Below are 26,849 nucleotides of genomic sequence, written 5' to 3'. Positions count from 1 at the left end.
CCTCTCTTTAATTGCAATAAGAAGAAAACAACAATAGTGAATGATAGTGTCTAAAGGAGGAGAAAGAAGGAAGATTACCTTCCTTCTTTACTCCATATTTCCTAAAGTAGCTGCCATAACCGCTTTAATTGTATGCATTCTATTTTCTGCTTGATCAAATACTTTTGAATGCTTACTACGGAAGACTTCGTCACTTACTTCCATTTCTTTTATTCCATATTTTTCATAAATCTCTTCTCCGTACATTGTTTCCACATCATGAAATGCAGGTAAACAATGTAAGAACATCACATTTTCATTTCCAGTTGCTTTAATCATTTGCATATTTACTTGATAAGGCGTCAATAATTCAATACGTTCAGCAAACTTATCTTCTTCCCCCATAGATACCCATACATCTGTATAAATTACATCCGCATCTGCAACAGCCTCTTGAACATTACTTGTTACCATTACTCGATCATTATATTTTTTTGCTAAGTCAATAACTTCTTGTGCTGGCCATAATGATTCTGGTGTACAAATACGGACTTCCATTCCAACAATTGCACCGCCGACTAATAAGCTATTTGCTACATTGTTCCGCCCGTCCCCAACATAAACGAGCTTAACGTCTTTTAAACGTCCCACATGCTCTCTTATTGTTAATAAATCTGCAAGTGTTTGTGTTGGATGCCACATATCTGTTAAGCCATTCCATACTGGCACACCAGAATTGTTTGCTAAAGATTCTACTGTCGCATGATCGAAACCACGGAATTCAATCCCATCAAACATACGCCCTAAAACTTTTGCTGTATCTTCAACAGATTCTTTTTTTCCGAGCTGAATATCACCTTTACCTAAGTATTCAGGGTTGGCACCTAAATCTGTACAAGCTACTGTAAATGCACACCGTGTACGAGTTGAAGTTTTTTCGAATAAGAGTGCAACATTTTTACCTTCTAAATAACGATGCGGAATACCATTTTTCTTTTTCTCTTTTAATTCTGCTGCTAAATCTAGAAAGTATAATAATTCTTCTTCCGTAAAATCTTTTTCAGCAAGAAAACTTCTTCCTTTTAAGTTTGGTTTAGTCATCAACATGATTCATCCCTACTTTCTCCGTTTTTTATACTAAATATCTTTTCGAACAATCGGCATACTCATGCAACGTGGACCCCCACGACCGCGAGATAATTCCGAGCTGAGTACTTCAATAACTTCTATACCATGCTCACGTAATAAAGCATTAGATACATAGTTGCGATCATATGTAACAACTACTCCTGGCGCAATCGCCAATGTATTAGATCCATCGTTCCATTGTTCACGAGCAGAAGCGATCACATCTCCTCCTCCGCAAGGGATAAGTACTAATTCACTTAAACCTAATACTTCTTTTAAAGCTTCAGTTAAAGATATACGATGGGTAATTTTAAGAGTTTCTTCATCCTTCCCTTTTTCTAATATATATATATTCATATTTCCTTTTGGTCCTTGAATAGCTGGGTGAATTGTAAATTTGTCATAATCGACCATTGTAAACACTGTATCTAAGTGCATAAAAGCACGACATTTTGGAATTTCTATTGCTAGCACTTTTTTAATTTTATTTTGGCGACTAAATAAGTTTTTAGCTAAACGCTCAATTGCTTTAGCTGAAGTACGAGCAGATACCCCAATTGCAATTGTTTCCTCATTTAAAATCAGTTCGTCGCCACCTTCAATCGGAAATTTATAATCACGATCTAACCAAACTGGCACATCATGACTTGCAAATCGTGGATGATGTTTAATGATATATTCCATAAACAATGATTCACGTCTCCGTGCCGGTTCTCTCATTTTGTTAATTGTTAAACCATCACCTATACTAGCTGCTGGATCACGAGTAAAATATAAATTTGGCATTGGATCTAAATAAAATGGATAATGATCTTCCATTAATTCATACAGATGCGTTTTTTTACTAGTTTCAATTTCGTTTTTCCGCACGCCACCCATAATTTTTTGAATCAATTCTTCATTTGAAAAGGAAAGTAAATATTCTTTTAAAGTTTGATGTGCAACATTTACGTCAGTCTGTCCTTCTTTTAAAATACGATCAACAAATTCTTCACGAAGTTTTTTATCAACTAACGCCTCAGCTGCTAGTTTTTCTAAATAAAGAACTTCAACACCCCGATTGCGTAATGTTTGTGCAAAATAATCATGTTCTTTTTGAATAATTGGTAAATATGGGATATCGTCAAATAATAATTGTTGCAAATAATCTGGCGTTAAATTTTCCACTTCTTTACCAGGACGTTTTAATAAAACCGTTTGTAATTCCCCAATTTCTGAAGTAACATGTATCGGATGTTTCATTTGTTGTACCTCCTTTTAAATTTGTTTGATGTCTACAAATACATAATAAACGGTACGTACTTCCTTCTTTGTGAAAGCGCTAACATTTCCAAGTGGAATATTTCACAATTTATTTTTTAAAATAATATATATTTGTATTTTTATAAGGTTTTTTGCTCCATATTTTGCAAAACAGCTATATATTACGTATATATAATGAATAACCCTTTACTAATTCATATTAAAATTTCAAAAAAAGATCCTATTTCTAATAAAAATTAGAAATAGGATCTTCACTTACATAATCAATTTCAATCTTTCTTCTAGAACCTTCCTATCCGATTGTGATCGAGAAATCACAAGGCACGTATCATTTCCACATATACATCCTACTTTTTCTTTCCAATCTAAAGAATCCAATAATACACCAATAACATGGGCATTTCCCGGTAATGTTTTAATGATTGTTAATTGCTCTACACAATCAATTTTCACAACAACTTCTTTTATTTTTTTCTTTAATTTCATATCCGTTTGTAAACTGTCTTCTGAAAAAATCTTATATATTGTTAATCCACTTGCAGAGGTTACCTTTATTAAATTTAATTCACGAATATCTCGTGAAATCGTTGCTTGTGTAACTACTACACCATGTTCCTCTAACAATTCTACTAATTTCTCTTGTGTATCTATTTCACACTCTCTTATCAATTGTTTAATTAGCCGTTGTCTTTTCTCCTTTTTCATAAAAGACATCCTTTCGAATATTATAACTTTATTATATCTTGCTATAATTTCCATTCGAAAGAGATAAAGGTAAATGTTGCGGAAACGTTCATAGTTTATAATTATCCCTCTTATATGATTTCATCCTGGACTATGTCCTGCACGTACTTGAGAAAGGGGACTTCTGTTTGAGTACTGCTAAAAATTTCTATAGTATCTAGTATGGCAACACTAAATACATACTGCTGAATACACATCCATATGTTTCTAATTTTAATTAAATTTCCTAGAAAAATATACTAACATTTTAATCAGCCTATTCATTCTTCATATACATACTATTTATAATTCAAACACTCTTAAACAAGCTTTCTCATACAATAATAAGAACCAATCTCATATGGAAAGGAACAATATAATGAAAAAAACAAAATTAACAGGGCGCATTGTAACTCCAGAAGATCCTGAATATGATGTAGCTCGCATAAACTTAAATTTAAGTCTTCCAAAGCTCCCCTGCATAATTGTCTTCTGTCAAAATACTCAAGATGTATGCAATGCCTTGAAGTGGGCACGTGAACGTCATATACCATTTCGTGTACGAAGTGGTCGCCATAACTATGAAAACTTTTCCCTTGTGAATCGTGGACTTATTATTGATGTAAGTGAAATGAATCGAATTATAGTCCAGCAGGACAGCTTAACAGCAACCATTGAGGCTGGAGCAGACCTTGGTGCTGTTTATAAAGAGCTGTGGAAATATGGCGTCACATTACCAGCTGGCACCAGCGCCAGCGTTGGAATTGTTGGATTAACACTTGGTGGTGGCATTGGTATGTTATCACGCTTATTTGGATTAACTTGTGATCAACTATTAGAAATAGACATGGTGCAAGCAGTTGGTAAAAAAGGGGCAAGATTTATTCGTGCCAGCGAAAGAGAAAACGCTGATTTATTTTGGGCATGCTGCGGCGGTGGCGGTGGGAACTTCGGAATTGTTACATCTTTAACATTTCGTGTTCACCCCATTCAAAACGTCTCGATTTTTTCACTCACTTGGGAATGGAAAGACTTTATTACCGCATTTCAAGCTTGGCAAAACTGGGCACCTTATATAGATGAGCGTCTTACTTCATCTATTGAATTATTTTCTAAACAGAGAAATAAAATTGAAGTAAAAGGAGAATTTGTTGGTCATCCTTCGGAACTCCTCGATTTACTGGCACCTGTATTACAAGCTGGAACTCCTTCTCTGTTCATAGAAGAAGTTCCTTATATACAAGCAGTTGAATTCTTTAATAGTGGTAACTTCCCAGAAAAATTCAAACGTTCTGGTTCTTATGTATATAAGACAATTCCGCTTAAAGGGATTCAAGTTCTAAAGCATTTTCTTAGTCATGCTCCAAATTCTTCAGCGAGCGTTTGGCATCAATCACTCGTAGGAGCTGTAGAAGACATTGCTCCAAGTGAAACAGCTTATTTCCATCGAAAAGCAATTATTGCTCAAGAATACCTTACATCTTGGAAATGCGACAATGAGGAACAACAAAATATACGTTGGATTAAAGATTTACGAAATGCTATGGCACCTTATACATTAGGTGATTATGTCAATTGGCCTGATATTGATATTACAGATTGGCAAAACACTTACTATGGCACAAACTTTACAAGGTTACGTAAAGTAAAAACAGTATATGACCCTTGTAATGTTTTTCGATTCCCACAAAGCATCCCTCCCTTCCATAAATAAAATATAAATTCCTCTCACTTTTTTATTTTCTTCAAAGCCTCTTTTTATCACCTTACTAACCGAATCATCTTCCTAATTTCACGTCCTCTAGACAATGTTTTTCGCAAAAAATAAAGGGTTTTGGCACTTTATGACTAATAACAAAAATAAGGGGAAACATTTGTAAAATACAAATTTGACTGGGGGATTGGTATGATTCAAGTTCAAAATCTAGTAAAGTCATTTGGTTCATTAGACGTTTTAAAAGGGATCAATTTAGAAGTAAAAGAAAAAGAAGTTGTTGTTTTAATTGGCGCGAGCGGCTCAGGAAAAAGCACTTTACTTCGTTGTCTCAACTTTTTAGAAATGTACGATGAAGGAGAAATTCACTTACAAGGGAAACGAATTAATCCTAAAAGTACAAACTTAAATAAAGTCCGCGAAAATGTTGGAATGGTATTTCAACATTTTAACCTCTTTCCACATATGACCTCATTAGAAAACATCATAGAAGCACCTATTCATGTAAAAAAAATGGACAAAACAAAAGCGAAAGAAATTGGAACCGACCTATTACAAAAGGTTGGATTACAAGACAAAGCAAACGTGACACCTCACCTTTTATCTGGTGGACAAAAACAACGTGTTGCGATCGCACGCGCACTTGCAATGAATCCTAAAATCATGCTATTTGATGAACCTACATCTGCTCTTGATCCTGAACTTGTTGGAGAAGTACTCCAAGTTATGAAAGAGCTTGCTGGTGAAGGAATGACAATGGTAATCGTCACCCATGAAATGAACTTTGCACGGGATGTAGCAGATCGCGTCATTTTTATGGATAATGGACAAATTGTAGAGGATGCACCACCAGAACATTTTTTTTCAGCACCGTCAAATGAGAGAGCAAAACAGTTTTTACGAAACATTTTATAGAGAGGGACTTCTCTCCCCACGAATACTTAAACCATTAAAACTCATACGGGTGGCCTAATTGCCCCACCCATGGAAACTTTCCATAGCAATTAAGATACGGCTGTTTACCCCGTATGTGCAGGATGAATATATAGGAGGGGTTTTGATGAGAAAGAAAATACTTACTGCTTTTGCAGCAATTACACTATGTGTATCCTTCGTCCTTGGAGCCTGTAGTAAGGAAACTTCAACAAATGAAGGGAAAGAGTTTCGCTACGCAATGAGCGGCTTATATAAACCTTTTAATTTCAAAGAAAATGACGGAAAACTAGTTGGTTTTGATGTCGAAATTGGTGAGGCACTCGCAAAAAAAATGGGAATGAAGCCTGTTCCAGTTACAAATCCTTGGGAAACATTGATTCAAGGTCTAAAAGCAAAAAAATATGACGTCATATTAGGAAGTATGGCAATTACAGAAGACCGCCTAAAAGCCGTTAATTTTACGAATCCATACTATCGCTCTGGTGCACAAATTTTCGTAGCTAAAAAGAACAATTCCATTTCTTCAGTAGAAGACTTAAAAGGAAAAAAAATCGGTGTTGTAAAATCTAGTACATTTAAAAAACTTGTGGAAAAACATACAGATCAAATCACAGAATACGACAGTGACATTACAGCTCTTATGGATTTGGAACCAGGCCGAGTAGATGCTGTTATTACGGATCAAATGGTTGGTCTTCGTATGATAAAAGAAGGAAAATCAAATATAAAAGAAGCTGGAAAACCATTAAATCTTGAGGAAATGGGAATTGCAATTCGCAAGGATGATAAAGAGATGGTGAAGAAAGTAAACAAAGCATTAGAGGAAATTATTAAAGATGGCACATATGAAAAAATCAGTAAAAAATGGTTTGGAAAAAATATTCTTGGAGAAGAGGAAAAGACAAAATAAAATGATTTACCCTTCTAAAAAACAAATCATTTTTAATCCATAAGCGATGCCCCACCTCAGCCGTGGGGTATTTGCATCTATTTCCTAAAATAAATTCTATATTGAGGTGACGTTGATGATTGAAATTTTCATATCTACATATCCAACATTTCTAAAAGCAATTGTCATGACTTTACAATTAACATTAACTTCATTATTACTTGGTTCATTAATCGGACTTCTATTCGCCTTTTTTCGTATTTCCAATAATAAAATTTTAAATAGTATTGCACACATATATATTGCTGTTATCCGAGGCACACCATTAATCGTTCAAATCATGATTCTTTATTTCGGCATTACGTCTATTATCGTTCTGTCTCCATTTTGGGCTGGTGCCATTGCTTTAGCAATTCATAACGGTGCATATATTACAGAAATTTTCCGTGGCTCCATTCAATCGGTCGATCGCGGCCAATTAGAAGCGGCTCGTTCTTTAGGAATGTCCTATCCACTCGCTATGCGCCGTATCATTTTACCACAAGCATTTCGATTATCAATCCCTCCGCTCGGAAACCAATTTGTCATTGGATTAAAAGATTCTTCCCTTGTCGCATACGTAGGAATGTCTGAGCTTTGGGGATCCGGTTTATCTATAGCTGCTGGAAACTTTAAGCAACTTGAAACATACATTGTTGTTAGTGCCTATTATCTTGTACTCGTCCTTTTGTTTACTTACCTCGTAAATCTCTTAGAGAAAAAACTTCAGCGTAAACAAAGTAATTCTATACAAGTAAATAAAGAGAAAGAAAAAGCAGTCTCTTTATAGGAAGAATTGTAGCAACCCTTTCATCTATTAGATTGAAAAAGGAATCAATGAAAAGTTACTATTACATGCAAAAAAACAATCAAAATACAAACTAAAAAAAGCAAGCTACTTTTTAGGTAGCTTGCTTTTTTAGTTAAAGGGTTCTAAATAATCTATTCCAGAATCATGGATTCACTTTTTTGATAGTTTCCTGTGCTTCTATATGCTCCTCACGATATGCAATATTATCAGGGTCTAACCCATTCCCTAAAGAACCATAGAAATGTTCCCTATGAGGATCAACTAATTCACTGCCTTGATAATATACGCGAGGTGTGTTCCAAAGTGCTGCCATTGCTTTCGTCATCGGCATTTCATGATAACGCTCCGGCCACATTTCTTTAATTTTTTCTTTTACTAATGGGTAATACTTAGAACTCATAGCAGGGAACAAATGATGTTCCGTATGATATGAGAAGTTAAAATGCAAAACATCAACCCAGCGCGGCACTGTTACAGATAAACAGTTAGCTAATGGATCATTTACGGGAACAATTGGATTTAAACGGTGATTTGTTGCAATATAGCCCATTACAATAAAGTTTGCAATGAGTAATGGAATCACATAAGCAAACAACCACTTCGTAGGCCCCATAATAAATAGCAAACTAATCCAAACCGTCCATGGCAAAAGAAGTTGAAGCCATACAGACTTCTGATTCGATGACTTAAATTCTTTTATAAAATGAAAGAACATACGAGTTGAATGTATTGTAAATTGAATTGTTAGTGACAGAAAACTGAAGAAAGAACGCACATGCAAGGGCATACGATACACCCATCTTAAAAATTTACTCTTCTTCATCTTTTCAAGTGTTGGCCACGCATCAGGGTCATGTTCTTCATGCTGTGTATGAACATGGTGCGTCGCATTGTGCCATTTTCTCCACAATTTCGGTCCTGTAGATAATGGCATAAATGCAATTGCCCCTAAAAAATCACGAAGCCATGCTTTTCTTACAACTGTTCCGTGCAAGATTTCATGTCCTAAAAATCCAAGTGAAGCAAAACATAACCCTAGAACAATTGCAATTCCAAGATTTGCCCACACATTCAAATCGAATAAACCAATCGCTATTAACCCAGCTACCGCCACAAGTAAATAAGCCAGTCCACCAAACAAACGAGTTGGAACTGGTTTAAATGCTTTTTTTGGCAAATGCGGCGATACACGTGCTGCATACCATCCAAACGTATGAAGCTCCTTCATCCTTTTGCCCCTTTCTTATGCCGCGCTTACGCAACTTGCATAAATCAATTCTTGTTTCCAGATTGATAATACTAGTTAATTACAAAAAGCATTTATAATAAGTAAATCATACTCACTCTATCGTCACTCATTTTCGCTTTTATTATCAATGAAAAACATTTCTCTTTTTACTCTTTATCAACCTTTCCACATGATGAATCATATCAATAGACTTTCCATATTGTCAATAACTTTTATGACCTAGTAATAAAATGTGGTTATATTTTTATAATAATATTTTATTTCACCAAAGGAAAAGCATAGGTTTTATAAGCTTTTATCCATTATATATATAAATACTTTCACATATAAGAAAGTCTGCTTCACTCAAGAAAAGCTTATATATGAACATCAATAATTCTTTATAGAATCGACTGTCATTTAAAATAACCTTATAAAGGAATACTCATTTTTATTATATTAGAATAATATTTATGTTTTGTAAATATTTAAAACTCATTCTTAATTTCTTCTGTTCACTGTACAGTATCTCCTTCTCCTAGATTGAAAATAAGCTACATGAATTTTATATAAATTGGAAAAAATAAGTAGTAAATTATTTTAAAACAGGAGGGACATACGATGACAAACAATTCATTTCCCCAATTTCCAGAACCGTACTGGCGCGATTCTACTTCATTCCCTATTTTCCCCAAGCTATCAGAAAATATAAAAACAGAAGTTGCAATTATTGGTGCTGGAATTACAGGCATCACAACTGCTTATTTACTTGCAAAAGAGGGCATGAAAGTTGTTTTAATCGATTCCGGAAATATTTTAAATGGAACGACAGGCCATACGACTGCAAAAATCACAGCACAACACGATCTCATTTATGATGAGCTCATTGATCATTTTGGAGCTGATCAAGCGCGCCTATACTATGAGGCAAACGAAAAAGCATTGCAATTTATAAAAGAAACAGTCCGAACAAATAACATTGATTGTGACTTTACTGAAGAGGACGCCTACTTATATACAACTTACAATGACGGATTACGGAAATTAACAAAAGAATATGAAGCTTATAAAAAACTAAATATTCCTTGTGACTATGTAGAGTCCATTCCACTTCCTATCTCAGTTCAGGGAGCACTTGTTATGAAAAAACAAGCACAGTTCCATCCTCTTCATTATTTAAAGAACCTTGTTGAACAGTTTATTGAAGCAGGCGGAACAATCTATGAGCAAACCACTGCAATCGATATCGAGAAAGGATTCTATCCGCAAGTCATTACAAAAGATGGCCATCGTATTACATGTGGATATGTCGTCTCCTGTTCTCATTTTCCTTTCTATGATGCAAATAGCTTTTTCTTCACAAGAATGTATGCAGAACGTTCCTACGTTCTAGCTATAAAAGCAAAAAAAGATTATCCCGGAGGCATGTATTTAAGCATAGATACTCCTACACGCTCCTTACGTTACACAACAGTAAATGGAGAAAAAATTATTCTTGTTGGGGGTGAAAGTCATAAAACAGGACAAGGAATCAATACAATGCTTCATTATGAAGCATTGCACTCTTTCGCAGAAGAAACATTTGGAATAGATGCAATCCCTTACAGATGGTCAGCACAAGACTTAATTACCCTAGATAAACTACCTTACATCGGCCATATTAATGAAAATAATCCAAATATATTCGTTGCAACAGGTTATCGAAAATGGGGGATGACAACAGGAACTGCTGCAGCTCAACTACTAAAGGACTCTATTACAAAAATAGATAACCCGTATAAAGAACTCTTTGCCCCATCACGATTTCATGCAGATCCAGATATACAAACATTTGTTTCTCAAAACCTTGATGTGGCAAAACATTTGATCGAAGGCAAGTTAGAATTTGCTCTGCGTAAACCAGAAGATCTTGAAAATGGTGAAGGTGCCGTTGTAAGAGTACATGGAAAACGTGCAGGCGCTTATAAAGACAAAGAAGGAAATTTGCATATTGTTGATACGACCTGTACACACCTTGGCTGTGAAGTAGAATGGAATAGCGGTGATTGTACGTGGGATTGTCCTTGTCATGGATCACGCTTTTCAATTGAAGGAGATGTAATTGAGGGGCCGGCAGATAAGCCGTTAAAACGGGTTGATGGAGAATAAAGTTAACTAAAACAAACAGAGCACCAATCTACTGGTGCTCTTTCTCAAATAACATATCCCGAAACAAGCCATTCAACCTCTCAACCTCAATGCCCTTTCCCTTTTCAATACCTTTCACATACTCTTGATAATACTTTATCTGCCCCTCTAAAAATTCATTTAATACGATAATCTTCGGACCAGCGTCTAACTCAACACCATCCTTTTTCTTTAGTAGTAAATCTTCAATTTCATCAAAAAGCTCTTGTTCTAGCGACAATTCAGTAATGAATCGTTCAAATTCTACAGGCGGCAATGTCCCTTTCTCTTCTAACCATTTGCAAGCTAAAATAGGGCGCAATACATAGAAGTACTTTTTCAACTTCACGCTCTCTCCTTGTAGAAATTCACGATAGTTTTTTGAAGCCATATGTAAGTAGTGATACATCGTTGCTTTAGGATCAAAATCATTTTCGCTCATTTTCTGTAGACGCTCTGGAAGATCAGAGTTCTTAGAATAAAAGATTGGAGAACGGATCCATTCTAATAGTGCTGGATTTGATTTTGCAAATAACTGCAGAGCTTTTCTAATATCCCAACCGCTTATGTCTAAAGCATCACTAATTGGATACTCAATCACATCACGTTTTTCATTAATAGATAAATACCAGTCTACTGAATGAATGTATACAAATCTAACATCATAATCACTATCTTTCGACTGAAATCCCCATGCACGACTTCCAGATTCGACAGCAAATAAAATTTTCACATTGTTCTCTTTTTCAATTTTCTGTAATTCTAATTGAATTTTATCCCTCATATATATCATCCTCATTTTCTGATCATTTCCCTGGAAATTCGACAAATATAATCTACTTATTATTGGCGTGCTATTCTACTTTTAACATCAATATCTCAGTAACTCTATAGTATGTATCATAACTAAATTTAAAAGGAAGCTGCTAGGCCTTCCCTGGCAGCTCTATAAACATTTCATTTTTGTTGCTCGCTAACAAGCTTTGCAATTCGCTCAAACTCACCCTGAATTTCATTTTTATACATATCTACTTTTGTAAAATCCATCGCAGCAATATAAATCCGTTCTAATTTATCTCGAACTGCTTTTGCCTTCGCTAAGAACGACATTGCTTCACTCATTTTTGTTTTGTATTGAATGGAAACATCCCGAATTTCTGTTGCATATTTTTCATCCGTTCCTGGCATAACGATGAGATCATACATATCAATAATCTCATCACCTTCTCGCTCTGGAAAATATTCATGTGGCGCGGTGCTGTCAAAGATCGCAAAACCTAATTCTCTTACAATAATCATATCTAGGCTATTTGGATCAAAGCCGCAATGATATACTTCAACTTCAAATCCTTTCTCTTCCGCTGCCTCAGCTAATTTTTTTAGCATCGTTGATTTTCCTGAACCCGGGCGCCCTTTTATAAAATAACGATGCGGAATATCTTCTGTTAAATTTGGAACGAAATCAACCGCCCCTTTTGGTGTTGCTGCCCCTAAGAAACGGTGCTTTACCACCGCTTGTTTTCCTTTGTTATCTGCAAATAACTTTTGTATAAGCTGGCTTGTTAATTCATTCGCTTTTTGAAAATCAATATTATTAATATAAACTCTCTCCCAATCATCATGTATAGCTAACGCCTCTTTAAAACAAGCATACGCTGATTGAAATGCACCACTCGCTTCAGAAATATAATGTGTAATTTCACCTTTATGTTTTCGTAATTTCTCTGAATCCCATGCAACTCCTAAGTTCACGTATTCCTCTACAACTCCAGGTGTTTTTGGCTCAATGACATGTGGTGCTGTTCCATCTACAATTCCTACTTTTAATTTTGGAATAATAATACCATCGATGGATTTATTATCAGAAGAACAATGTAACAGTTCAATATCATATCCTCTTCCAACCCACTCAAGCCCAATTGCTTTCATCAATGAGGATTTCCCTGTCCCTGGACCACCTTTCAAAATGAAAAGTCTTTCCAATCCCCTTACATTTTCCTCATATAAACTATAAAAACCTCTCGCGGTATTTCCTCCAGCATAATAATTTAGAATTTTCCCTGTCACTGCCCTCACTCCTTTATAGCAGTCTACTTACATAAGTTACAATATGCACGACGCTTCAATTGGGTGAATACCTATTTTTTATTCTTGCAACAAAAAAGCAGAGATCATCATTGACCTCTGCTTCGATATTTTCGATTTAAATTAAGAAAAAACTGTTCAATCCGAGGACGAACCCATGCAAAATAATCTTTATCTTTCTTTTTCTTACAAATAATTTCTTTTCCATCAACCATTCCGACAAGCTCTAGTTCCAACAATTGCCTCGTAAATTCTAGAATATTCACTTCTTCTTTTGGATACTCTTCCTTTAGCTTTTCTTCAATTTCTCCCAATAAAAATCCGTCACGCATCATTGCAAGTGCATCAATCCAAAGTGGCGGCATTTCATATTTTTCTCCTGTAATTGTATCCTTTACAATATAATTCTTTTGATCTTTTCGAAATTGAATAGTGTGTAAACATACGGTCGAATTTAATGTTAGTTCCATCGTACCACCTCTGTCATAATATCAGCATAGAAAAAAGGATGCATGTGCACCCCTCTTTTTTAATTCACATAAAACCCAATTCAATATAAACATTCATACAAGTAAAAACTACAAACCGGTACATGAGTAATAAAACTACATGTCGATATTTTCCTCCATTATAAACTAAGTTTTTTATAAAAAAAAGCATTCTTGAAGCTTTTTATAAAATGTTTATATTTACACAACAAGAGCACTTTTCTGAAAAGTACTCTTGTCTTTAAATTCTATATAGTTGGCAATGTCACTTCTACTTTTGTCCCTGTGCCAATGTTACTTTTGAATTGAATCATCCCTTGATGTTCTTCAATAATTTTATTTGTAATGATTAAACCAAGACCAGTTCCATTTTCCTTTGTCGTATAAACAGACTTTCCAAGTCTCTCTATTCTTTCGCTATCCATACCGCATCTCTCATCTTGAATGCAAATAAACAATTTTTCTTCTATCGTTTTATAGGCAGAAATTCTCAAATCTCCCCATACATCATCGATTCAATCCCATTTTTCACAAGATTTAATAAGACTTGCTTTAATTGCTTTTCATCACCCTTTATATCAGGTAAAGCCTCATCTACTTGTATATGTATTTTTACAGCGTACTGCATTGCATAACTTTCCATCAAATGAACAACATATAACAGAACTTTTTGCATATCACACAATTGATACATTGTTGGTTTCAGCTTTCCAAATAACATTCACTCACTAACAAATCCATCAATTCTCTCAATTTCCTGCAGCATAATATCATAACTAGCATTATCAGCTAGATTGCGCTCTTTTTGAATTTGAGTAAAGCCCTTTAAAGTCATTTCTATCTAACTTTTACGTCATGTGAAATTTCTAGTAGTATTATCCTATATAAAATGGCTATACTATTTTTATTCTAACTTCCTTTCATACCATAACACTAAAAGAGGGAGTGAACAAACTCCCCCTGTTAACAATTACACAAAATGAAACCTTAATCAGTGGAAGCCTCATTCCACACTGATTATTAGTCCTCACCAATCTGGTTTTTACAGTCAGTTGATCCATCACCTAACCTCTTCGCTTTCGCTGAAGTTTGAGGTGGAGGTCTTACTGCCCACAAATGGCGGGATAAATTATATCCACTTCACCCGCTCATGAAGCAATCCATCCGTAAATGAATTATCACCCATCACAAAATCTTTCATATAAACATGTAAATATTCACCATACTTACTTTTTGTATTAAGTAATAATTCCTCAACATAATACACACCTGGTGAAAATATATCTAGCAGTAAACTGGACAAACCAGCATAGATTCCGCAACCAACTTGAAAATAAGTCGCGTTTGTCTTATATTTCTGGAAAACTTCACTACTATTCATTACATTGTACATATATTTTTCATTGTCTTCATAGACAAGTAACACACCAACTAAATCTTCTCCGGCTATTTCTTCCTCTGCTGGATTAAAAACTTTTCGATTCCAATTCCATAATTTATCCACATCATCTAGATTTTTTCGAATTAAATCTGTTGTATATTCATTAATACGATAAAGAAAACCCACTTCCATATCAAATGTTTTACCAAGAATCAGAACTTCTTCATGTGGCATTAGGCAACCATGAAACTCTTTCTCTCCTAATCTCACTTTATATTCCGAAGCATATACATCCTCATAAAAATAGATGGGCCGATGATGACTCACATACATTGGATAACTTAATATTGCTTCATCAAGAAAACGTTCTACCGCCCATGAAGCATAAAGTGTATTAGGTTTTATAAGACTTTGGTCTGCAAAGAAAGAATAATCATGCTCTATAATATAACACGCACGTGGCTTTTTTCCCGGTTGTTCTTTCATAAGCTGTACAACCATCCATTGAACAACACCAGGATTCATTCCCGATCCTATGATAGCTCTTGTATTTGTAAAATTATTTTTTTCCTTTTCAAATCTCGTATAACGTTCTGTAAGCTGAAACCCCTTTAAGCTATCATCCTGATCCACCTGCTCATTCTCCAAAGCTGAATTTACATACGAAATACCTAATTCATTACAACAACTAAGTATACGAATCGTATCTGCTCCGGAAACGTCGATAACTACACCAGCATCCGTTTTCTGTAAATGCTGTTTAAACAGTATTGTATTTTGAAGATCCATTTCATGAAGAAAGAATTTCCCCTTTAAATTCGGAAATAATTCGTCATAATAGCTTTTTTCCTTTTGCTTTATATCAACGAGATGAAACTTTAAATCTTTTATCATAGAATAGATGGGATCATTTATATTCGCCACAGTTTGATTTAAAACTGCCAATACTGCTTTAGCGGCTCCTCCCCCACTACCAAGTAATGTAATTGAAAAAGAATGTCTAAGCTGACTCACCCTGAAAACCCCTTTAATATTTAGTTAGATAATACATAATCTATTCAATTTTGAAAGGATAGCTTGGACATAATAAACATGCTCGTACACATTTTTTATTATAAAAATATACCTTCCTCTCTTACTAATCCATGATTAAATAAATTAAATATTTAATCAGTGAGGAGATGTCTTCATCCCTCACTGATAGTTAGCCCTCACCAATCGGGCTTTTACGGGATAAAAATAGACTCGACCTTTTCTTTTACACACATAAAAGAAAAAGCAAGCCTTCTTAACAAGCTTACGGAAAATGAACCGATTTTACATGTTGAATATTTAAATATACTTTTTCATCACGCGCCTTGATCAATTCAATATGACCATCTTCAATTTTCGTCATCTTCCCAATTTTATTTGAATGTTCGCCTAAATCAAACACCATAATTTTCCTTGCCATTTTGATTAGTTGTTCTTCAAATGTTCTAGCTAGTGTAATATTTAATGGATTAACTGAAAGCTCATTTTTATTGAGGGAATACGGAATTTGATTTTCTTGATAGGGGATTAACCATTTTAGATGTTTTAAAGAAATATATACTGTTTTGTACACAGGGCTATAGAATACTAAATAATCATTCATAACACTTGCAACATAACCATGAATAGGATAACCACCAGCTACATAAATCTCCGTAAAAATCCCTTTAGATGTGCTCAGTACTTTTCGAAGGGAAATTGACGGTGACTCTCTTTTAATAACAGAATCTGTTTCTGGCTTGTGTATTTCGGTCACAAGACTCGCGGTAAATTTATAATATTGAATATGATATAAGGAAATATAGATGTAGTCTTTCCCATCATAAATAACAACAATATCATTGCCTACATCAATTAATAATCCTTTAAACCTTTTCTCGCCAATTAATTTAACATAGATATATTCTCCAATATTTTTGCTTAGTTCGTTCACCTGTATCCTCCTTTCTCCAAAGCGTAACTTCCTCTTTATCTCTCATTCACATGTAGCTAAAAAAGAATAATAGGGGGCTAAAACATGTATGCAAAGTGACACAATGCTCTCTTTCTATCTGTATGAATAGTAGAGGAGGGCATTTAGGCTATAGTAAAATAATAGCAATTGAACAAAAAACATTCACCACTACCTATTCCATACTGCCCCCTCTTATTTATCAAACATTACTCTTCTTCATCTTTAGTAGTTTTAACGATTTGATTTACGTTTTTAATGTGAAAGTTAATAACGTAAATTACCTCATCACGGTTCACTAATGTAACGTATTCTTCATTTACATCACTTAATAAACCTTCTACGCTTTCTGGTCCACCGCGATTAATTTTGACCCATTTATACTTAAGACTACCTAGTATCTCTTGAAACGTTGCACCATCCGCATAGGATTGCTCAATAAAATAAGGATTTAACCCTATCTCTTTTGCCTTTTTTACAACACCCTTTACATGCTTCTGTTGATAATAAATGACCTCTCCTGTATTTCCTTGAAGAACGAGATAATCATCACCTACTGCCAGCAACACACCTGTACGGCTTTCTGGTCCACCAAGGTTTACTTTTACACCTTGATAAACCAAGCTTTTTATTTGATTTTCAGGAAATATATTTTCCAATTTCATCCCTCCTTCCCCTCTTTTGTTATTATTTGGATCGATTATATCGACTTGATTGTCTTGTTGCTCTTGCTCTTGAATATTGAACATATGCTGTCTGATCGGATTTTTGGTTATTTGACTGATAAGCATCTTCTTCTAGTGCTTGCAGACCATAATTCATACTTTTAATATGGAAATGTGGAATCTGTACAACTTCCTCTTTTACAATTAATGTCACATATTCAGAAGAAACATCTTGTAGAATTCCTTCAATCTTTTCTGGACCGCCGCGGTTAATTTTCACCCAACGATACTTTAAATTTTGAAGTAAGCCTTGAAAATCTTCACCTTGTGCAAATGTTGGTAAAACTCCAATGTCTGCAGCAACATCTTTCGCATTTTTTGTAATACTTTTTAGATGTTGAAACTGATAATAGTAAAACGTTCTGTTTTCACTCAATAAAATAAAATGATCCGAATACACTGCGACCACTGTACCTTTTTGAGACTCTGGTCCACCTCGATTCACTCTAACACTCTCTCCAATCAATCCATACAGCAAATCACTACTAATCGTGCTCATGAGAAAACCCCTTTCATTGTTTTATAAGTCGTTTGCACTGATAGTATATGTATCTGTACAGGTTACGTTCTCTATGATTGTCCCATTATATAAAAATATGTTTTTAACACGGGGGTACATCTATCCAATATGTATATCTCTGATGTACAAAAGACTAGCATGGCTTCTATCAATACCCAGCATGTCATTAGCCGCCATTTATGCACACAATTTTACTATTTCATCATAAAAAAATACCGTTTCAAGATACTTATCCTACAGATCTTGAAACAGTATTTATAAAATGAAACTTTACTTAGTGGAGGATTTTTCATCCTCCACTAGTATTAGCCCTCACCAATCGGGCTTTTACGGGCAGTTTATTCTCCACCTAGCTTCTTTACTTTTGTTGAAATTAAAGTGGGAATATTACTGCCCACAAATAGCAGGATAAAAATGATTCTGTATCATTTTTCATAGAGTACTACGCTATAGGCCCATGAGTTTTAATCTTCGTCTTTTACATCCATATCCTCTGGAATTGGCTCATTTAATATTTCTTCTACTAACTGTTTATATTTTTCCATTTGCTCTAAATGCGTATTGAACTGTTCTTTATTCAGCAAATATTGCTCACCGTCATACACGGCTCGAATTCGTTTTTGCTGAACCAATTCTTCAATGTAAGATTCCGGAATATTTAAATATTCTGCCGCTTCTTTTACCGTTATATACAATCGTTTCATTCCCTCATTATTTTTTATGTCTACATTATTATAAAAGATTTTTATAAATAAAATAAAAAGATTTTGTAAATACAAATCAAAAAGCAGGTAGATGCATTCCATATATTGTATAATAATATAGTAAGTATTAAAAAAATATAGATGGCATTTATCCATTTACACAAAGGAGAGTTAAACATATGGCTACTCGTCACATCATTACAATGTTAGAGCAATCATTACAAACTGAAACAACAAATACTGCTTCTCAGCTTTCTAAAGCTTTACCAAAAAGAATCATTGAGCAAACAAAGGCTGCAAATGAAAGCGTAAACTATAATACAATTGGAGAATGGTATAAACATCATTTCATATTTCAACAAGATGATTTCCTTTGGGCTAAATATGCTTACTATGATGCATACTGTGAAGCGTTACAAAACCAGGGACATCTTACAAAACGTGTACGTCACATACTAGAATCTATGGCTAGAAAACACGGGAAACAATATATTGCCTCTGTGCAAAATAAGCAGTTTCCTGATCAGTACGCACAAGGAACAGCATAATTTTCCTTGTCTATAAAAAATATGAACCACAAAAAAAGATTTACAAATCCAACGTTCACGTCTTTTACATGTATTCTCTTCTCAAAATACATGTAAAAGACGTGAACTGAAGAAACCAGTGTAATACAAATGATAAAAAACATAGTAATTATATAAACACCCAGCCTACTTCCTTACTTAATAAAGATTAGGAAAGTAACTGGGTGTTTATCTATTAAAAAGATATTTATTTCAAATCTCTCATAATTCATTTACATATTCTTCTCTATTTATTTCTTTCCACTCTTTAAACTTCTCAACACGACCCATTATTTCATCATTTGCTTAATAATTTCTCGGTTACGCTGCTTGAAAACATCATTATGGGAAGAAACCATTCCATATTCACTCGCATCTGGTTGAATAAATTGTTTTGCTTTATTTACAGCATTTCCAGCATCTTGGAAAGCACCCGCAATTAAATGCAATTTCCCTTCATGCTTTAAAATATCTCCAGCAGCATATAGCCCTTCTATTGAAGATTCACTGTTCGCACTCCCGGCAATAAAATAATTATCAACGATTTCAACATTTAGTTCACTATTTTCCAATAATGTTATATCACGTTCATACCCATGATTAATAATGACTTCGTCAATAGGTAAATGAGAAACTTCACCTGTTTCATGATTCGTTAACTCAATATATTCAATTGCTTCGTGATTATCATCAGCCATCAACTTTGTAATCGACGTATTAAAGAGACAATCCACTGAACTATTCATAAGCTGAGTAACTTGTGCTTCATGACCAGCTAAGGCATCTTTTCTATATGTTAAATAAACCTTTTTCGCAATGGGCTCTAATTCATTTGCCCAATCGATCGCTGAGTTTCCTCCACCTGAAATAATTACAGTCTTATCTTTAAAACCCTTTAAAGATTTGACAGTATAATTTAAATTTGATACTTCAAACCTTTCTGCACCTTCAATTGCTAACTTTTGTGGTTTTAATATTCCACTTCCAGTAGCTACAATAACTGTTTTTGAAAAGTGCTTTTGACCAGAGAAAGTTGTTAGCGCAAAAACTCCCTCTTCATTCCGATTGATTGACTCTACCTTTTCATTCAACACTACTTCCGGATGAAATGTTAACCCTTGCTCCACAAGCTGCTCAATTAACTGCGCTCCAGTAACTGGTGGCAATCCCCCGATATCCCAAATCATTTTCTCAGGATAAACATGTACTTTCCCACCTAACTGTGGTTGAAATTCAATTATTTTTGTTTTCATTTCCCTAAGCCCACTATAAAACGCTGAGTAAAGCCCTGCTGGACCTCCTCCAATCACGGTCACATCAAATAATTCTTCTGGATTCATTTATGTTCACTCCCAGGCATCAAATATAATTGATTATCATTCTCAATAAAATATAACCTTTTCCCTTCAGGTTTTCAATCAAAATAACTATTGACAATAGAAAAATATAAAATTATATTATTAAAGAATCGATATTGATAATCATTATCATTTTGTAAACTATTAACAAATTTGTAGGGAAAATAGCGGCTCGTTTATTTATAGATCCCTCAAGTATTTTATTATAATAAATCTCAATATCAAGATTTATAAGATTCCTTAACTACTAAGTGTAAGACATCTATCCCGTTAGAAAGCTATATACTACATACAATTTTATAAAAAGGAGAAAGAAAAAATGAAAAAGTTATTCATTTCACTTACAGTTCTATTCGTACTCGTTATGAGTGCTTGTAGCAACGGTTCGACAGATAAGAAAAACGATTCAAATGCAAAGGGAAGCAAATCAGAAACAATTACATATCAATCTGAGAATGGTAAAGTTGAAGTTCCTGCAAACCCAAAACGCGTTGTTGTACTATCATCATTCGCAGGTAACGTAATATCTTTAGGTGTAAACCTTGTTGGTGTAGATTCATGGTCTAAAATGAATCCGCGTTTTGAAAAAAAATTGAAAGATGTTACAGAAGTATCTGATGAAAATGTTGAAAAAATTATCGAATTAAATCCAGATTTAATCATTGGTTTATCAAACATTAAAAATATCGATAAGTTAAAAAAAATCGCTCCTACTGTAACATTCACATATGGGAAAGTTGACTACTTAACACAACATTTAGAAATCGGTAAACTACTAAATAAAGAAAAAGAAGCAAAAGCTTGGGTTGATGATTTCAAAAAACGTGCGCAAGCCGCTGGAAAAGATATTAAAACAAAAATTGGTGAAGATACAACCGTTTCTGTTATTGAAAACTTCGACAAACAAATCTATGTATTCGGCGATAACTGGGGCCGTGGAACAGAAATCCTGTATCAAGAAATGAAATTAAAAATGCCGGAAAAAGTAAAAGAAAAAGCGCTAAAAGATGGCTACTATGCACTATCAGCTGAAGTTCTACCTGAGTATGCTGGGGATTACTTAATTATAAGTAAAAACAACGATACGAATAATTCATTCCAAGAAACAGAATCGTACAAAAACATTCCAGCTGTTAAAAACAATAAAGCATTTGAAGTAAACGCGAAAGAATTCTATTTTAATGATCCAATCACATTAGATTTCCAACTAGATTTCTTCAAGAAAAGCTTTCTTGGTAAATAACACAACAATGAGGAATTCTTATTTAAAGAATTCCTCTTCCTTTATTCTATGAAAAGAAAAGATGTGAAACTAATGACAAAAGACAATCTACGTTCCACTTCCTTTGTATACAAGCTCATTTTAGGAATCATTGTGTTCTTTATTATATTTATGGTTGCCATGGTATTTGGCGCAGCAGATACCTCTATAAAGGATGTATGGATAGCGCTGACTTCTAACGTTAATGGAGAAAAGTTCTCCATTATCCGTGAACTTCGCTTCCCACGTGAAATTGCAGCCATTTTTGTTGGAGCTGGGCTCGCTGTTTCTGGTGCGATTATGCAAGGTATAACGCGAAATCCACTCGCTGATCCAGGATTACTCGGGCTAACTGGTGGTGCCAACGCTGCCTTGGCAATTACACTTGCCCTTATTCCTTCTGTAAACTATTTTTATATAATGATTGCTTGTTTTATCGGTGCTGCTATCGGCGCCATTATGGTCTTCGGAATTGGTATGATGAAAAAAGGCGGGCTTTCTCCTCTTCGTATTGTACTTGCTGGCGCCGCGGTTTCAGCATTTTTAGTCGCGATTTCAGAAGGAATCGGGATTTATTTTAAAATCTCACAAGATGTATCCATGTGGACTGCCGGAGGCGTAATCGGAACATCATGGAGCCAATTACAGGTCATTGTTCCAGTTATTTCAATCAGTATATTCATTGCAATCTTATTTTCAAAGAAATTGACGATTCTTAGCTTAAGCGAAGAAGTAGCAATAGGACTCGGTCAAAAAATCATCGTCATTAAAATCATTCTTTTTATCGTTATCATTTTACTTGCCGGTGCTTCTGTTTCACTTGTTGGAAATATGGCATTTATCGGTTTAATGGTACCTCATATGGTCCGCCCTATTGTCGGACCAGACTATCGATTTGTGCTACCGATGTCTGCCATTGCTGGTGCTTCTTTTATGCTATTAGCTGACACACTTGGACGCACAATCAACGCTCCATATGAAACACCAATAGCGGCCATTATCGCAATTGTAGGTTTACCATTCTTCCTATTCATCGTACGTAAAGGAGGAAGGTCGTTCTCATGATTCAACAATCTAAAAAACAACGAGTAATCGTACTTGCCTTACTCCTGCTTATTGCAGCAACCATTACAATTGGAATGGGCCTAGGAGCAGCTTCATTGTCCTATGATAGACTGCTACCTACACTTTTTGGCCAAGGTACATTTAAAGAAGAATTTATTTTATTTTCTCTTCGATTACCACGAATTGTGATTACACTATTAGCTGGTATGGCACTTGCCTTATCAGGAGCTATACTACAAGGTATAACGCGTAATGATCTAGCCGAGCCTGGTATTATCGGTATTAACTCAGGGGCAGGCGTTGCAATTGCCCTTTTCTTTTTATATTTTCCAATAGACGCAGGCTCATTTGTTTACTTGCTACCAATCGTTGGATTTATCGGTGCCTTTATTACAGCCTGTCTCATCTATGGATTTTCATACAGTAAAACTGCTGGGCTTCAACCGATAAGACTGACATTAACAGGAATTGGATTTACGTTCGCTCTTTCCGGAACGATGATTGTACTTATTTCATCTGCTGAACGTGCAAAAGTAGACTTTATCGTAAAATGGATTGCCGGAAACATTTGGGGAGATGACTGGGTTTTTGTTTTCGCACTCCTTCCATGGCTAGCTGTACTCATTCCATTTACTTTCTATAAAGCAAACCGATTAAATCTCCTTGCATTAAATGAGCATGTAGCAATTGGTGTTGGTGTCGCACTCGAAAAAGAACGCCGCTCACTCCTTATAGCAGCCGTTGCATTAGCAGCTTCTGCCGTTTCAGTCACAGGGGGAATCGCCTTTATCGGACTTCTGGCTCCTCACATCGCAAAATCTTTAGTCGGGCCGAGGCATCAATTATTTCTTCCTGTTGCCATTTTAATCGGGGGATGGCTATTGTTACTTGCAGATACAATTGGTCGTCATATTGTAGAGCCAAGTGGAATTCCAGCGGGGATTATGGTCGCTTTGATTGGTGCTCCTTATTTTATGTATTTGTTACTTAAGAAATAAAAATAAAATCCCTTGAGAATCGATTTGTTCTCGAGGGATTTTTTCTATTTACTAATTCTAGTGTTGCCCATACCCATCAAACTTCTTCGCCAATCTTGCCATCTCTTCCTCTGGCAACAATTTTGGCTCTCCAATGCACTTCGTTTGATAATAAATTTGCGCGCAAAATTCAATTTCCTCCGCAACAGTAAACGCCATTTTTATATTGTTCCCACCGGCCATTAAGCCGTGATTAGCAAGTAAAACCGCACGGCGATCAATCATTCCTTCAAAAGCCGCTTCTGCTAGTTCCTTTGTTCCGAATGTTTCATACGGCGCACAACGTACATTCGGCCCTGCGAAAGCAATCAGATAAGATACCGCAGGAAGTTCCCATCCTAATGATGCTATTGTTTTTGCGTAAGGGGAGTGCGTGTGAACAAGTGCGTTGATGTCCTCACGCTTTCTATAATAAATAAGATGCATATCTAGTTCACTAGAAGGCTTTCTATCACCTTCCACAATTTCACCATCTAAATTCAATATAGCTACATCTTCAGGCACTGTTTCAAAATAATCTAAACCACTTGGACTTATTGCAATAAGACCTTGTTCACGATTAAAAATACTAATATTACCGCCAGTCCCCTTTGTTAATCCGCTAGCGATCATTTTCTTTCCATACGCTACAATCTCTTCTCTTTCTTTTTGTAGTAACATATATATACATCCCCCTTGGTGTGAACTCTGTGACGACTAGTTTGCTAGAATAATGGGTGTACCATATTCTTTATAGCTGTTAATACATTCTTGCTGCAGTGGTGTCAACGGTATGAGCTCATCTGTGATAATTTTTGTAATACCCTGTTTATCACAAACCTTATAGAAAGCAACCTTTCCGAGCTTCGTATGATCTGCTAAAACAATGACTTCATTCGATTTACTAAGCATCGCTTGCTTCGCTTCTCCTTCATCAATAGCTGTATCTGTTAAGCCTTCATGAAAACTAAGTGCTTTACTTGAAATAAAAGCTTTATCAATATAAATTGCCTCTAAATACTGTTTCAAAGAAGCTCCCATAACAGATAATGATTTCCCACGTAAAAAGCCACCGAGTACAATGACAACAATCTCTGGCACATCTGCTAGTTCAATCGCAATGCTCAGGTTATTTGTCACAACCGTTACATCTTTGCGATCCTTAATAAGTTTACTTACCTCAAGGGCTGTTGTACTCGCATCAAACGCAACGACATCACCATCTTCAATTAACCTAGCAGCTTCACGTGCGATTGCTAACTTCTCTCTCTTATTACTATTTAGACGCTCTTCCATCGAATATTCATATACCCGCTTTGTTTTTAGTTTTACACCACCGTACATCCGAATGACTTTGCCGTCTTTTTCAAGCTTCTCTAAATCTCTTCTTATTGTCATTAATGATACTTGAAATGCATCGCTTAAATATGAAACTTCCACGTGCTCCCTTTGTTCAAGTATCTCAATGATTTTATTTCTTCTCTCTACCGGTGAATTAGACATGATAATCGGTCCTCTTTTTCGTTATTTTCTTATATGTCTAATATACATAAGCAATTTTCTATATAAACCCATCTTGATTTTTCAACATATAAGTCGCTACTACGAAGAACAAAAGATGATCGCTACTTGTTTTCTCTCTGTTTTCACTTGGCATGAGGCAGGAAGAGGACCTGACCGCTTCTATGCATGGACAGGCGCTCTCTCCCATCTAAAAAGAAAGGTTTTATATCAGTTTTTCAATTTGTACTTATATATTTCATAATTACTAAAATAACTTTCTTAAATTCTCGGTAAATGGAGCCCTAACAATTCCCTTTTCCGTAATAATTGCTGTTACATTCTCATGCGGCGTTACATCAAACGCTGGATTATATACTTTACTTTCTTTTGGAGCTGAATATTGCCCAAAGCGGTTAATCACTTCAGAAGCATCACGCTCCTCGATCGGAATCTCCTTACCTGTTGGTGTTTTTACATCAATTGTCGGAGTCGGTGCTGCAACATAAAATGGAATGTTATAATATTTCGCTAAAATGGATACACCAAGCGTTCCAATTTTATTTGCCACATCACCGTTTGCCGCTACACGATCGCAGCCAACAATAACTGCATCAATTTTCCCTTGTGACATAACCATTGCCGCCATATTATCCGTAATGACTGTTACATCAATCCCAGCTCGCTGCAGTTCTAGTGCCGTTAACGTAGATCCTTGTAATCTAGGACGTGTCTCATCAGAATAAATCTTTAAATCCCATCCCTTTTCTTTCGCTAGGTACATCGGCGCTGTTGCAGTACCATATTTCGTTGTTGCTAAAGCACCTGCATTACAATGCGTTAGTACACCCATGCCATCTTGGAACAATGTTAATGCATATTCCCCAATTTGGCGGTTAATCTCTTCATCTTCTTTATGAATTCCTTTTGCTTCCTCTAATAACCTATTTTTCAAATCAGCGATAGATAAATGGGAATGTTCTTTTGCCGCATTTTCCATTCTCTCAAGTGCCCAAAATAAGTTCACCGCTGTCGGTCGAGATGTCGCTAAGTACGTGCAGACTCTACTTACTTCTTCTATAAATGACTCCACTGAATCTTCGGATGTCTCTTTTACGCCTAAATACACACCGTAAGCTGCTGAAACACCAATCGCCGGCGCCCCGCGTACTTTCATTACTTGAATGGCATCCCATACACCCTCAGCTGTTGTAAAAGATTCATAGACTACCTCATTCGGTAATAGAGTTTGATCTAATAAAACTAAAGCATCATCTTTCCACTGAATTGGTATTAATTGCTCTGTCATCATCTTCTCTC

Annotated in this window: 25 protein-coding genes and 1 pseudogene; 9 read left to right on the top strand and 17 right to left on the bottom strand. The window is 35.3% G+C overall.

Annotated features, from left to right (window positions below; all coding sequences use genetic code 11):
* Positions 1-87 precede the first annotated feature (87 nt).
* The 3 genes from argF to argR form a co-directional block, all read right to left on the bottom strand.
* On the bottom strand, positions 88-1,086 hold the full coding sequence (gene argF, locus ORL93_RS18845; RefSeq protein WP_026008635.1) for an ornithine carbamoyltransferase: 999 nt from the start codon (positions 1,084-1,086) through the stop codon (positions 88-90).
* Between the two features lie 30 nt (positions 1,087-1,116).
* The gene (arcA, locus tag ORL93_RS18840) at positions 1,117-2,349 is read right to left on the bottom strand and encodes an arginine deiminase (protein WP_265959370.1); all 1,233 of its coding nucleotides are present in this window, start codon (positions 2,347-2,349) and stop codon (positions 1,117-1,119) included.
* Positions 2,350-2,625: 276 nt separating this feature from the next.
* Positions 2,626-3,075 carry an arginine repressor gene (argR, locus tag ORL93_RS18835; protein ID WP_018766526.1) on the bottom strand — a complete coding sequence of 150 codons (450 nt, stop codon included), beginning with the start codon at positions 3,073-3,075 and terminating at the stop codon, positions 2,626-2,628.
* A 397-nt stretch (positions 3,076-3,472) separates the two neighbouring features.
* On the opposite strand from argR, the gene ORL93_RS18830 reads away from it, so the two are divergent.
* The 4 genes from ORL93_RS18830 to ORL93_RS18815 all read left to right on the top strand — a co-directional run bounded on the left by ORL93_RS18830 (position 3,473) and on the right by ORL93_RS18815 (position 7,461).
* Positions 3,473-4,807, top strand: a complete 1,335-nt coding sequence (locus ORL93_RS18830) for an FAD-binding oxidoreductase (protein WP_097795246.1) — start codon at positions 3,473-3,475, stop codon at positions 4,805-4,807.
* A gap of 192 nt (positions 4,808-4,999) precedes the next feature.
* Complete coding sequence (locus ORL93_RS18825) at positions 5,000-5,722, top strand: amino acid ABC transporter ATP-binding protein (protein ID WP_265959369.1); 723 nt, start codon at positions 5,000-5,002, stop codon at positions 5,720-5,722.
* A gap of 145 nt (positions 5,723-5,867) precedes the next feature.
* Positions 5,868-6,653 carry an ABC transporter substrate-binding protein gene (locus tag ORL93_RS18820; RefSeq protein WP_097795245.1) on the top strand — a complete coding sequence of 262 codons (786 nt, stop codon included), beginning with the start codon at positions 5,868-5,870 and terminating at the stop codon, positions 6,651-6,653.
* 115 nt (positions 6,654-6,768) lie between these two features.
* Positions 6,769-7,461: an amino acid ABC transporter permease gene (locus ORL93_RS18815; RefSeq protein ID WP_003194725.1), complete on the top strand. Its 693-nt coding sequence runs from the start codon at positions 6,769-6,771 to the stop codon at positions 7,459-7,461.
* Positions 7,462-7,624: 163 nt separating this feature from the next.
* Here the strand turns inward: ORL93_RS18815 and desB are convergent, their stop codons facing one another.
* Entirely contained in the window at positions 7,625-8,710 is a 1,086-nt protein-coding gene (desB, locus tag ORL93_RS18810; protein ID WP_097795244.1) for a Delta(10) desaturase DesB, read from the bottom strand.
* Between the two features lie 621 nt (positions 8,711-9,331).
* Here desB and ORL93_RS18805 point away from each other — a divergent pair.
* Positions 9,332-10,858 (top strand): FAD-dependent oxidoreductase, encoded by a 1,527-nt coding sequence (locus tag ORL93_RS18805; RefSeq protein WP_265959368.1) that lies wholly within the window; start codon positions 9,332-9,334, stop codon positions 10,856-10,858.
* A gap of 28 nt (positions 10,859-10,886) precedes the next feature.
* Here ORL93_RS18805 and ORL93_RS18800 read toward each other — a convergent pair whose 3' ends face one another.
* The 9 genes and pseudogenes from ORL93_RS18800 to ORL93_RS18760 all read right to left on the bottom strand — a co-directional run bounded on the left by ORL93_RS18800 (position 10,887) and on the right by ORL93_RS18760 (position 18,763).
* Positions 10,887-11,660, bottom strand: a complete 774-nt coding sequence (locus tag ORL93_RS18800; protein WP_006093288.1) for a nucleotidyltransferase domain-containing protein — start codon at positions 11,658-11,660, stop codon at positions 10,887-10,889.
* Between the two features lie 173 nt (positions 11,661-11,833).
* Positions 11,834-12,943 (bottom strand): PRK06851 family protein, encoded by a 1,110-nt coding sequence (locus tag ORL93_RS18795; protein ID WP_098161233.1) that lies wholly within the window; start codon positions 12,941-12,943, stop codon positions 11,834-11,836.
* Positions 12,944-13,050: 107 nt separating this feature from the next.
* Entirely contained in the window at positions 13,051-13,431 is a 381-nt protein-coding gene (locus tag ORL93_RS18790; protein WP_003194716.1) for a hypothetical protein, read from the bottom strand.
* 266 nt (positions 13,432-13,697) lie between these two features.
* Positions 13,698-14,278, bottom strand: a pseudogene (locus ORL93_RS18785) (ATP-binding protein); the annotation flags it as partial.
* A gap of 300 nt (positions 14,279-14,578) precedes the next feature.
* The gene (locus ORL93_RS18780) at positions 14,579-15,844 is read right to left on the bottom strand and encodes a hypothetical protein (protein ID WP_018766517.1); all 1,266 of its coding nucleotides are present in this window, start codon (positions 15,842-15,844) and stop codon (positions 14,579-14,581) included.
* Between the two features lie 283 nt (positions 15,845-16,127).
* Positions 16,128-16,796: an LSm family protein gene (locus tag ORL93_RS18775; protein ID WP_098161235.1), complete on the bottom strand. Its 669-nt coding sequence runs from the start codon at positions 16,794-16,796 to the stop codon at positions 16,128-16,130.
* Positions 16,797-17,023: 227 nt separating this feature from the next.
* On the bottom strand, positions 17,024-17,479 hold the full coding sequence (locus tag ORL93_RS18770; protein WP_373926171.1) for a spore coat protein: 456 nt from the start codon (positions 17,477-17,479) through the stop codon (positions 17,024-17,026).
* A gap of 22 nt (positions 17,480-17,501) precedes the next feature.
* Positions 17,502-18,038 carry a spore coat protein gene (locus ORL93_RS18765; RefSeq protein ID WP_098161237.1) on the bottom strand — a complete coding sequence of 179 codons (537 nt, stop codon included), beginning with the start codon at positions 18,036-18,038 and terminating at the stop codon, positions 17,502-17,504.
* Positions 18,039-18,523: 485 nt separating this feature from the next.
* Positions 18,524-18,763, bottom strand: a complete 240-nt coding sequence (locus ORL93_RS18760; protein WP_006093276.1) for a helix-turn-helix domain-containing protein — start codon at positions 18,761-18,763, stop codon at positions 18,524-18,526.
* Positions 18,764-18,942: 179 nt separating this feature from the next.
* On the opposite strand from ORL93_RS18760, the gene ORL93_RS18755 reads away from it, so the two are divergent.
* Positions 18,943-19,311, top strand: coding sequence for a hypothetical protein (locus ORL93_RS18755; RefSeq protein WP_003205643.1), 369 nt, complete (start codon positions 18,943-18,945; stop codon positions 19,309-19,311).
* A gap of 308 nt (positions 19,312-19,619) precedes the next feature.
* Here the strand turns inward: ORL93_RS18755 and ORL93_RS18750 are convergent, their stop codons facing one another.
* Complete coding sequence (locus tag ORL93_RS18750) at positions 19,620-20,669, bottom strand: NAD(P)/FAD-dependent oxidoreductase (protein WP_265959366.1); 1,050 nt, start codon at positions 20,667-20,669, stop codon at positions 19,620-19,622.
* Positions 20,670-21,006: 337 nt separating this feature from the next.
* Here ORL93_RS18750 and ORL93_RS18745 point away from each other — a divergent pair, with 337 nt between their 5' ends.
* The 3 genes from ORL93_RS18745 to ORL93_RS18735 are packed head-to-tail and all read left to right on the top strand — an operon-like array spanning position 21,007 to position 24,011.
* Positions 21,007-21,930: an iron-hydroxamate ABC transporter substrate-binding protein gene (locus ORL93_RS18745; RefSeq protein ID WP_006093271.1), complete on the top strand. Its 924-nt coding sequence runs from the start codon at positions 21,007-21,009 to the stop codon at positions 21,928-21,930.
* A gap of 48 nt (positions 21,931-21,978) precedes the next feature.
* Positions 21,979-23,013 carry a FecCD family ABC transporter permease gene (locus tag ORL93_RS18740; RefSeq protein WP_029427565.1) on the top strand — a complete coding sequence of 345 codons (1,035 nt, stop codon included), beginning with the start codon at positions 21,979-21,981 and terminating at the stop codon, positions 23,011-23,013.
* Positions 23,010-24,011: a FecCD family ABC transporter permease gene (locus ORL93_RS18735; protein ID WP_018782613.1), complete on the top strand. Its 1,002-nt coding sequence runs from the start codon at positions 23,010-23,012 to the stop codon at positions 24,009-24,011. The genes ORL93_RS18740 and ORL93_RS18735 overlap by 4 nt, the downstream gene beginning before the upstream one ends.
* Before the next feature lie 57 nt (positions 24,012-24,068).
* Here ORL93_RS18735 and ORL93_RS18730 read toward each other — a convergent pair whose 3' ends face one another.
* The 3 genes from ORL93_RS18730 to mtnA form a co-directional block, all read right to left on the bottom strand.
* A complete protein-coding gene (locus ORL93_RS18730; RefSeq protein ID WP_006093266.1) occupies positions 24,069-24,710 on the bottom strand; it encodes an L-fuculose-phosphate aldolase in 642 nt (213 codons plus the stop codon).
* Positions 24,711-24,746: 36 nt separating this feature from the next.
* Positions 24,747-25,532 (bottom strand): DeoR/GlpR family DNA-binding transcription regulator, encoded by a 786-nt coding sequence (locus ORL93_RS18725; RefSeq protein ID WP_018782614.1) that lies wholly within the window; start codon positions 25,530-25,532, stop codon positions 24,747-24,749.
* Between the two features lie 265 nt (positions 25,533-25,797).
* Positions 25,798-26,838, bottom strand: coding sequence for an S-methyl-5-thioribose-1-phosphate isomerase (mtnA, locus tag ORL93_RS18720; protein WP_097795234.1), 1,041 nt, complete (start codon positions 26,836-26,838; stop codon positions 25,798-25,800).
* Positions 26,839-26,849: the final 11 nt, after the last annotated feature.

It is taken from the genome of Bacillus sp. DHT2, from assembly GCF_026241455.1.
GTDB lineage: Bacteria > Bacillota > Bacilli > Bacillales > Bacillaceae_G > Bacillus_A > Bacillus_A pseudomycoides.
Note: the sequence above shows the minus strand (reverse complement) of the source record. Positions and strands in the feature narration are given on the sequence as shown.

Coding starts and splice junctions, on each gene's coding strand:
- argF (WP_026008635.1), bottom strand. CDS start 1,086: ATGTTGATGACTAAACCAAACTTAAAAGGAAGAAGTTTTCTTGCTGAA.
- arcA (WP_265959370.1), bottom strand. CDS start 2,349: ATGAAACATCCGATACATGTTACTTCAGAAATTGGGGAATTACAAACG.
- argR (WP_018766526.1), bottom strand. CDS start 3,075: ATGAAAAAGGAGAAAAGACAACGGCTAATTAAACAATTGATAAGAGAG.
- ORL93_RS18830 (WP_097795246.1), top strand. CDS start 3,473: ATGAAAAAAACAAAATTAACAGGGCGCATTGTAACTCCAGAAGATCCT.
- ORL93_RS18825 (WP_265959369.1), top strand. CDS start 5,000: ATGATTCAAGTTCAAAATCTAGTAAAGTCATTTGGTTCATTAGACGTT.
- ORL93_RS18820 (WP_097795245.1), top strand. CDS start 5,868: ATGAGAAAGAAAATACTTACTGCTTTTGCAGCAATTACACTATGTGTA.
- ORL93_RS18815 (WP_003194725.1), top strand. CDS start 6,769: ATGATTGAAATTTTCATATCTACATATCCAACATTTCTAAAAGCAATT.
- desB (WP_097795244.1), bottom strand. CDS start 8,710: ATGAAGGAGCTTCATACGTTTGGATGGTATGCAGCACGTGTATCGCCG.
- ORL93_RS18805 (WP_265959368.1), top strand. CDS start 9,332: ATGACAAACAATTCATTTCCCCAATTTCCAGAACCGTACTGGCGCGAT.
- ORL93_RS18800 (WP_006093288.1), bottom strand. CDS start 11,660: ATGAGGGATAAAATTCAATTAGAATTACAGAAAATTGAAAAAGAGAAC.
- ORL93_RS18790 (WP_003194716.1), bottom strand. CDS start 13,431: ATGGAACTAACATTAAATTCGACCGTATGTTTACACACTATTCAATTT.
- ORL93_RS18770 (WP_373926171.1), bottom strand. CDS start 17,479: ATGAAATTGGAAAATATATTTCCTGAAAATCAAATAAAAAGCTTGGTT.
- ORL93_RS18765 (WP_098161237.1), bottom strand. CDS start 18,038: ATGAGCACGATTAGTAGTGATTTGCTGTATGGATTGATTGGAGAGAGT.
- ORL93_RS18760 (WP_006093276.1), bottom strand. CDS start 18,763: ATGAAACGATTGTATATAACGGTAAAAGAAGCGGCAGAATATTTAAAT.
- ORL93_RS18755 (WP_003205643.1), top strand. CDS start 18,943: ATGGCTACTCGTCACATCATTACAATGTTAGAGCAATCATTACAAACT.
- ORL93_RS18750 (WP_265959366.1), bottom strand. CDS start 20,669: ATGAATCCAGAAGAATTATTTGATGTGACCGTGATTGGAGGAGGTCCA.
- ORL93_RS18745 (WP_006093271.1), top strand. CDS start 21,007: ATGAAAAAGTTATTCATTTCACTTACAGTTCTATTCGTACTCGTTATG.
- ORL93_RS18740 (WP_029427565.1), top strand. CDS start 21,979: ATGAAAAGAAAAGATGTGAAACTAATGACAAAAGACAATCTACGTTCC.
- ORL93_RS18735 (WP_018782613.1), top strand. CDS start 23,010: ATGATTCAACAATCTAAAAAACAACGAGTAATCGTACTTGCCTTACTC.
- ORL93_RS18730 (WP_006093266.1), bottom strand. CDS start 24,710: ATGTTACTACAAAAAGAAAGAGAAGAGATTGTAGCGTATGGAAAGAAA.
- ORL93_RS18725 (WP_018782614.1), bottom strand. CDS start 25,532: ATGTCTAATTCACCGGTAGAGAGAAGAAATAAAATCATTGAGATACTT.
- mtnA (WP_097795234.1), bottom strand. CDS start 26,838: ATGACAGAGCAATTAATACCAATTCAGTGGAAAGATGATGCTTTAGTT.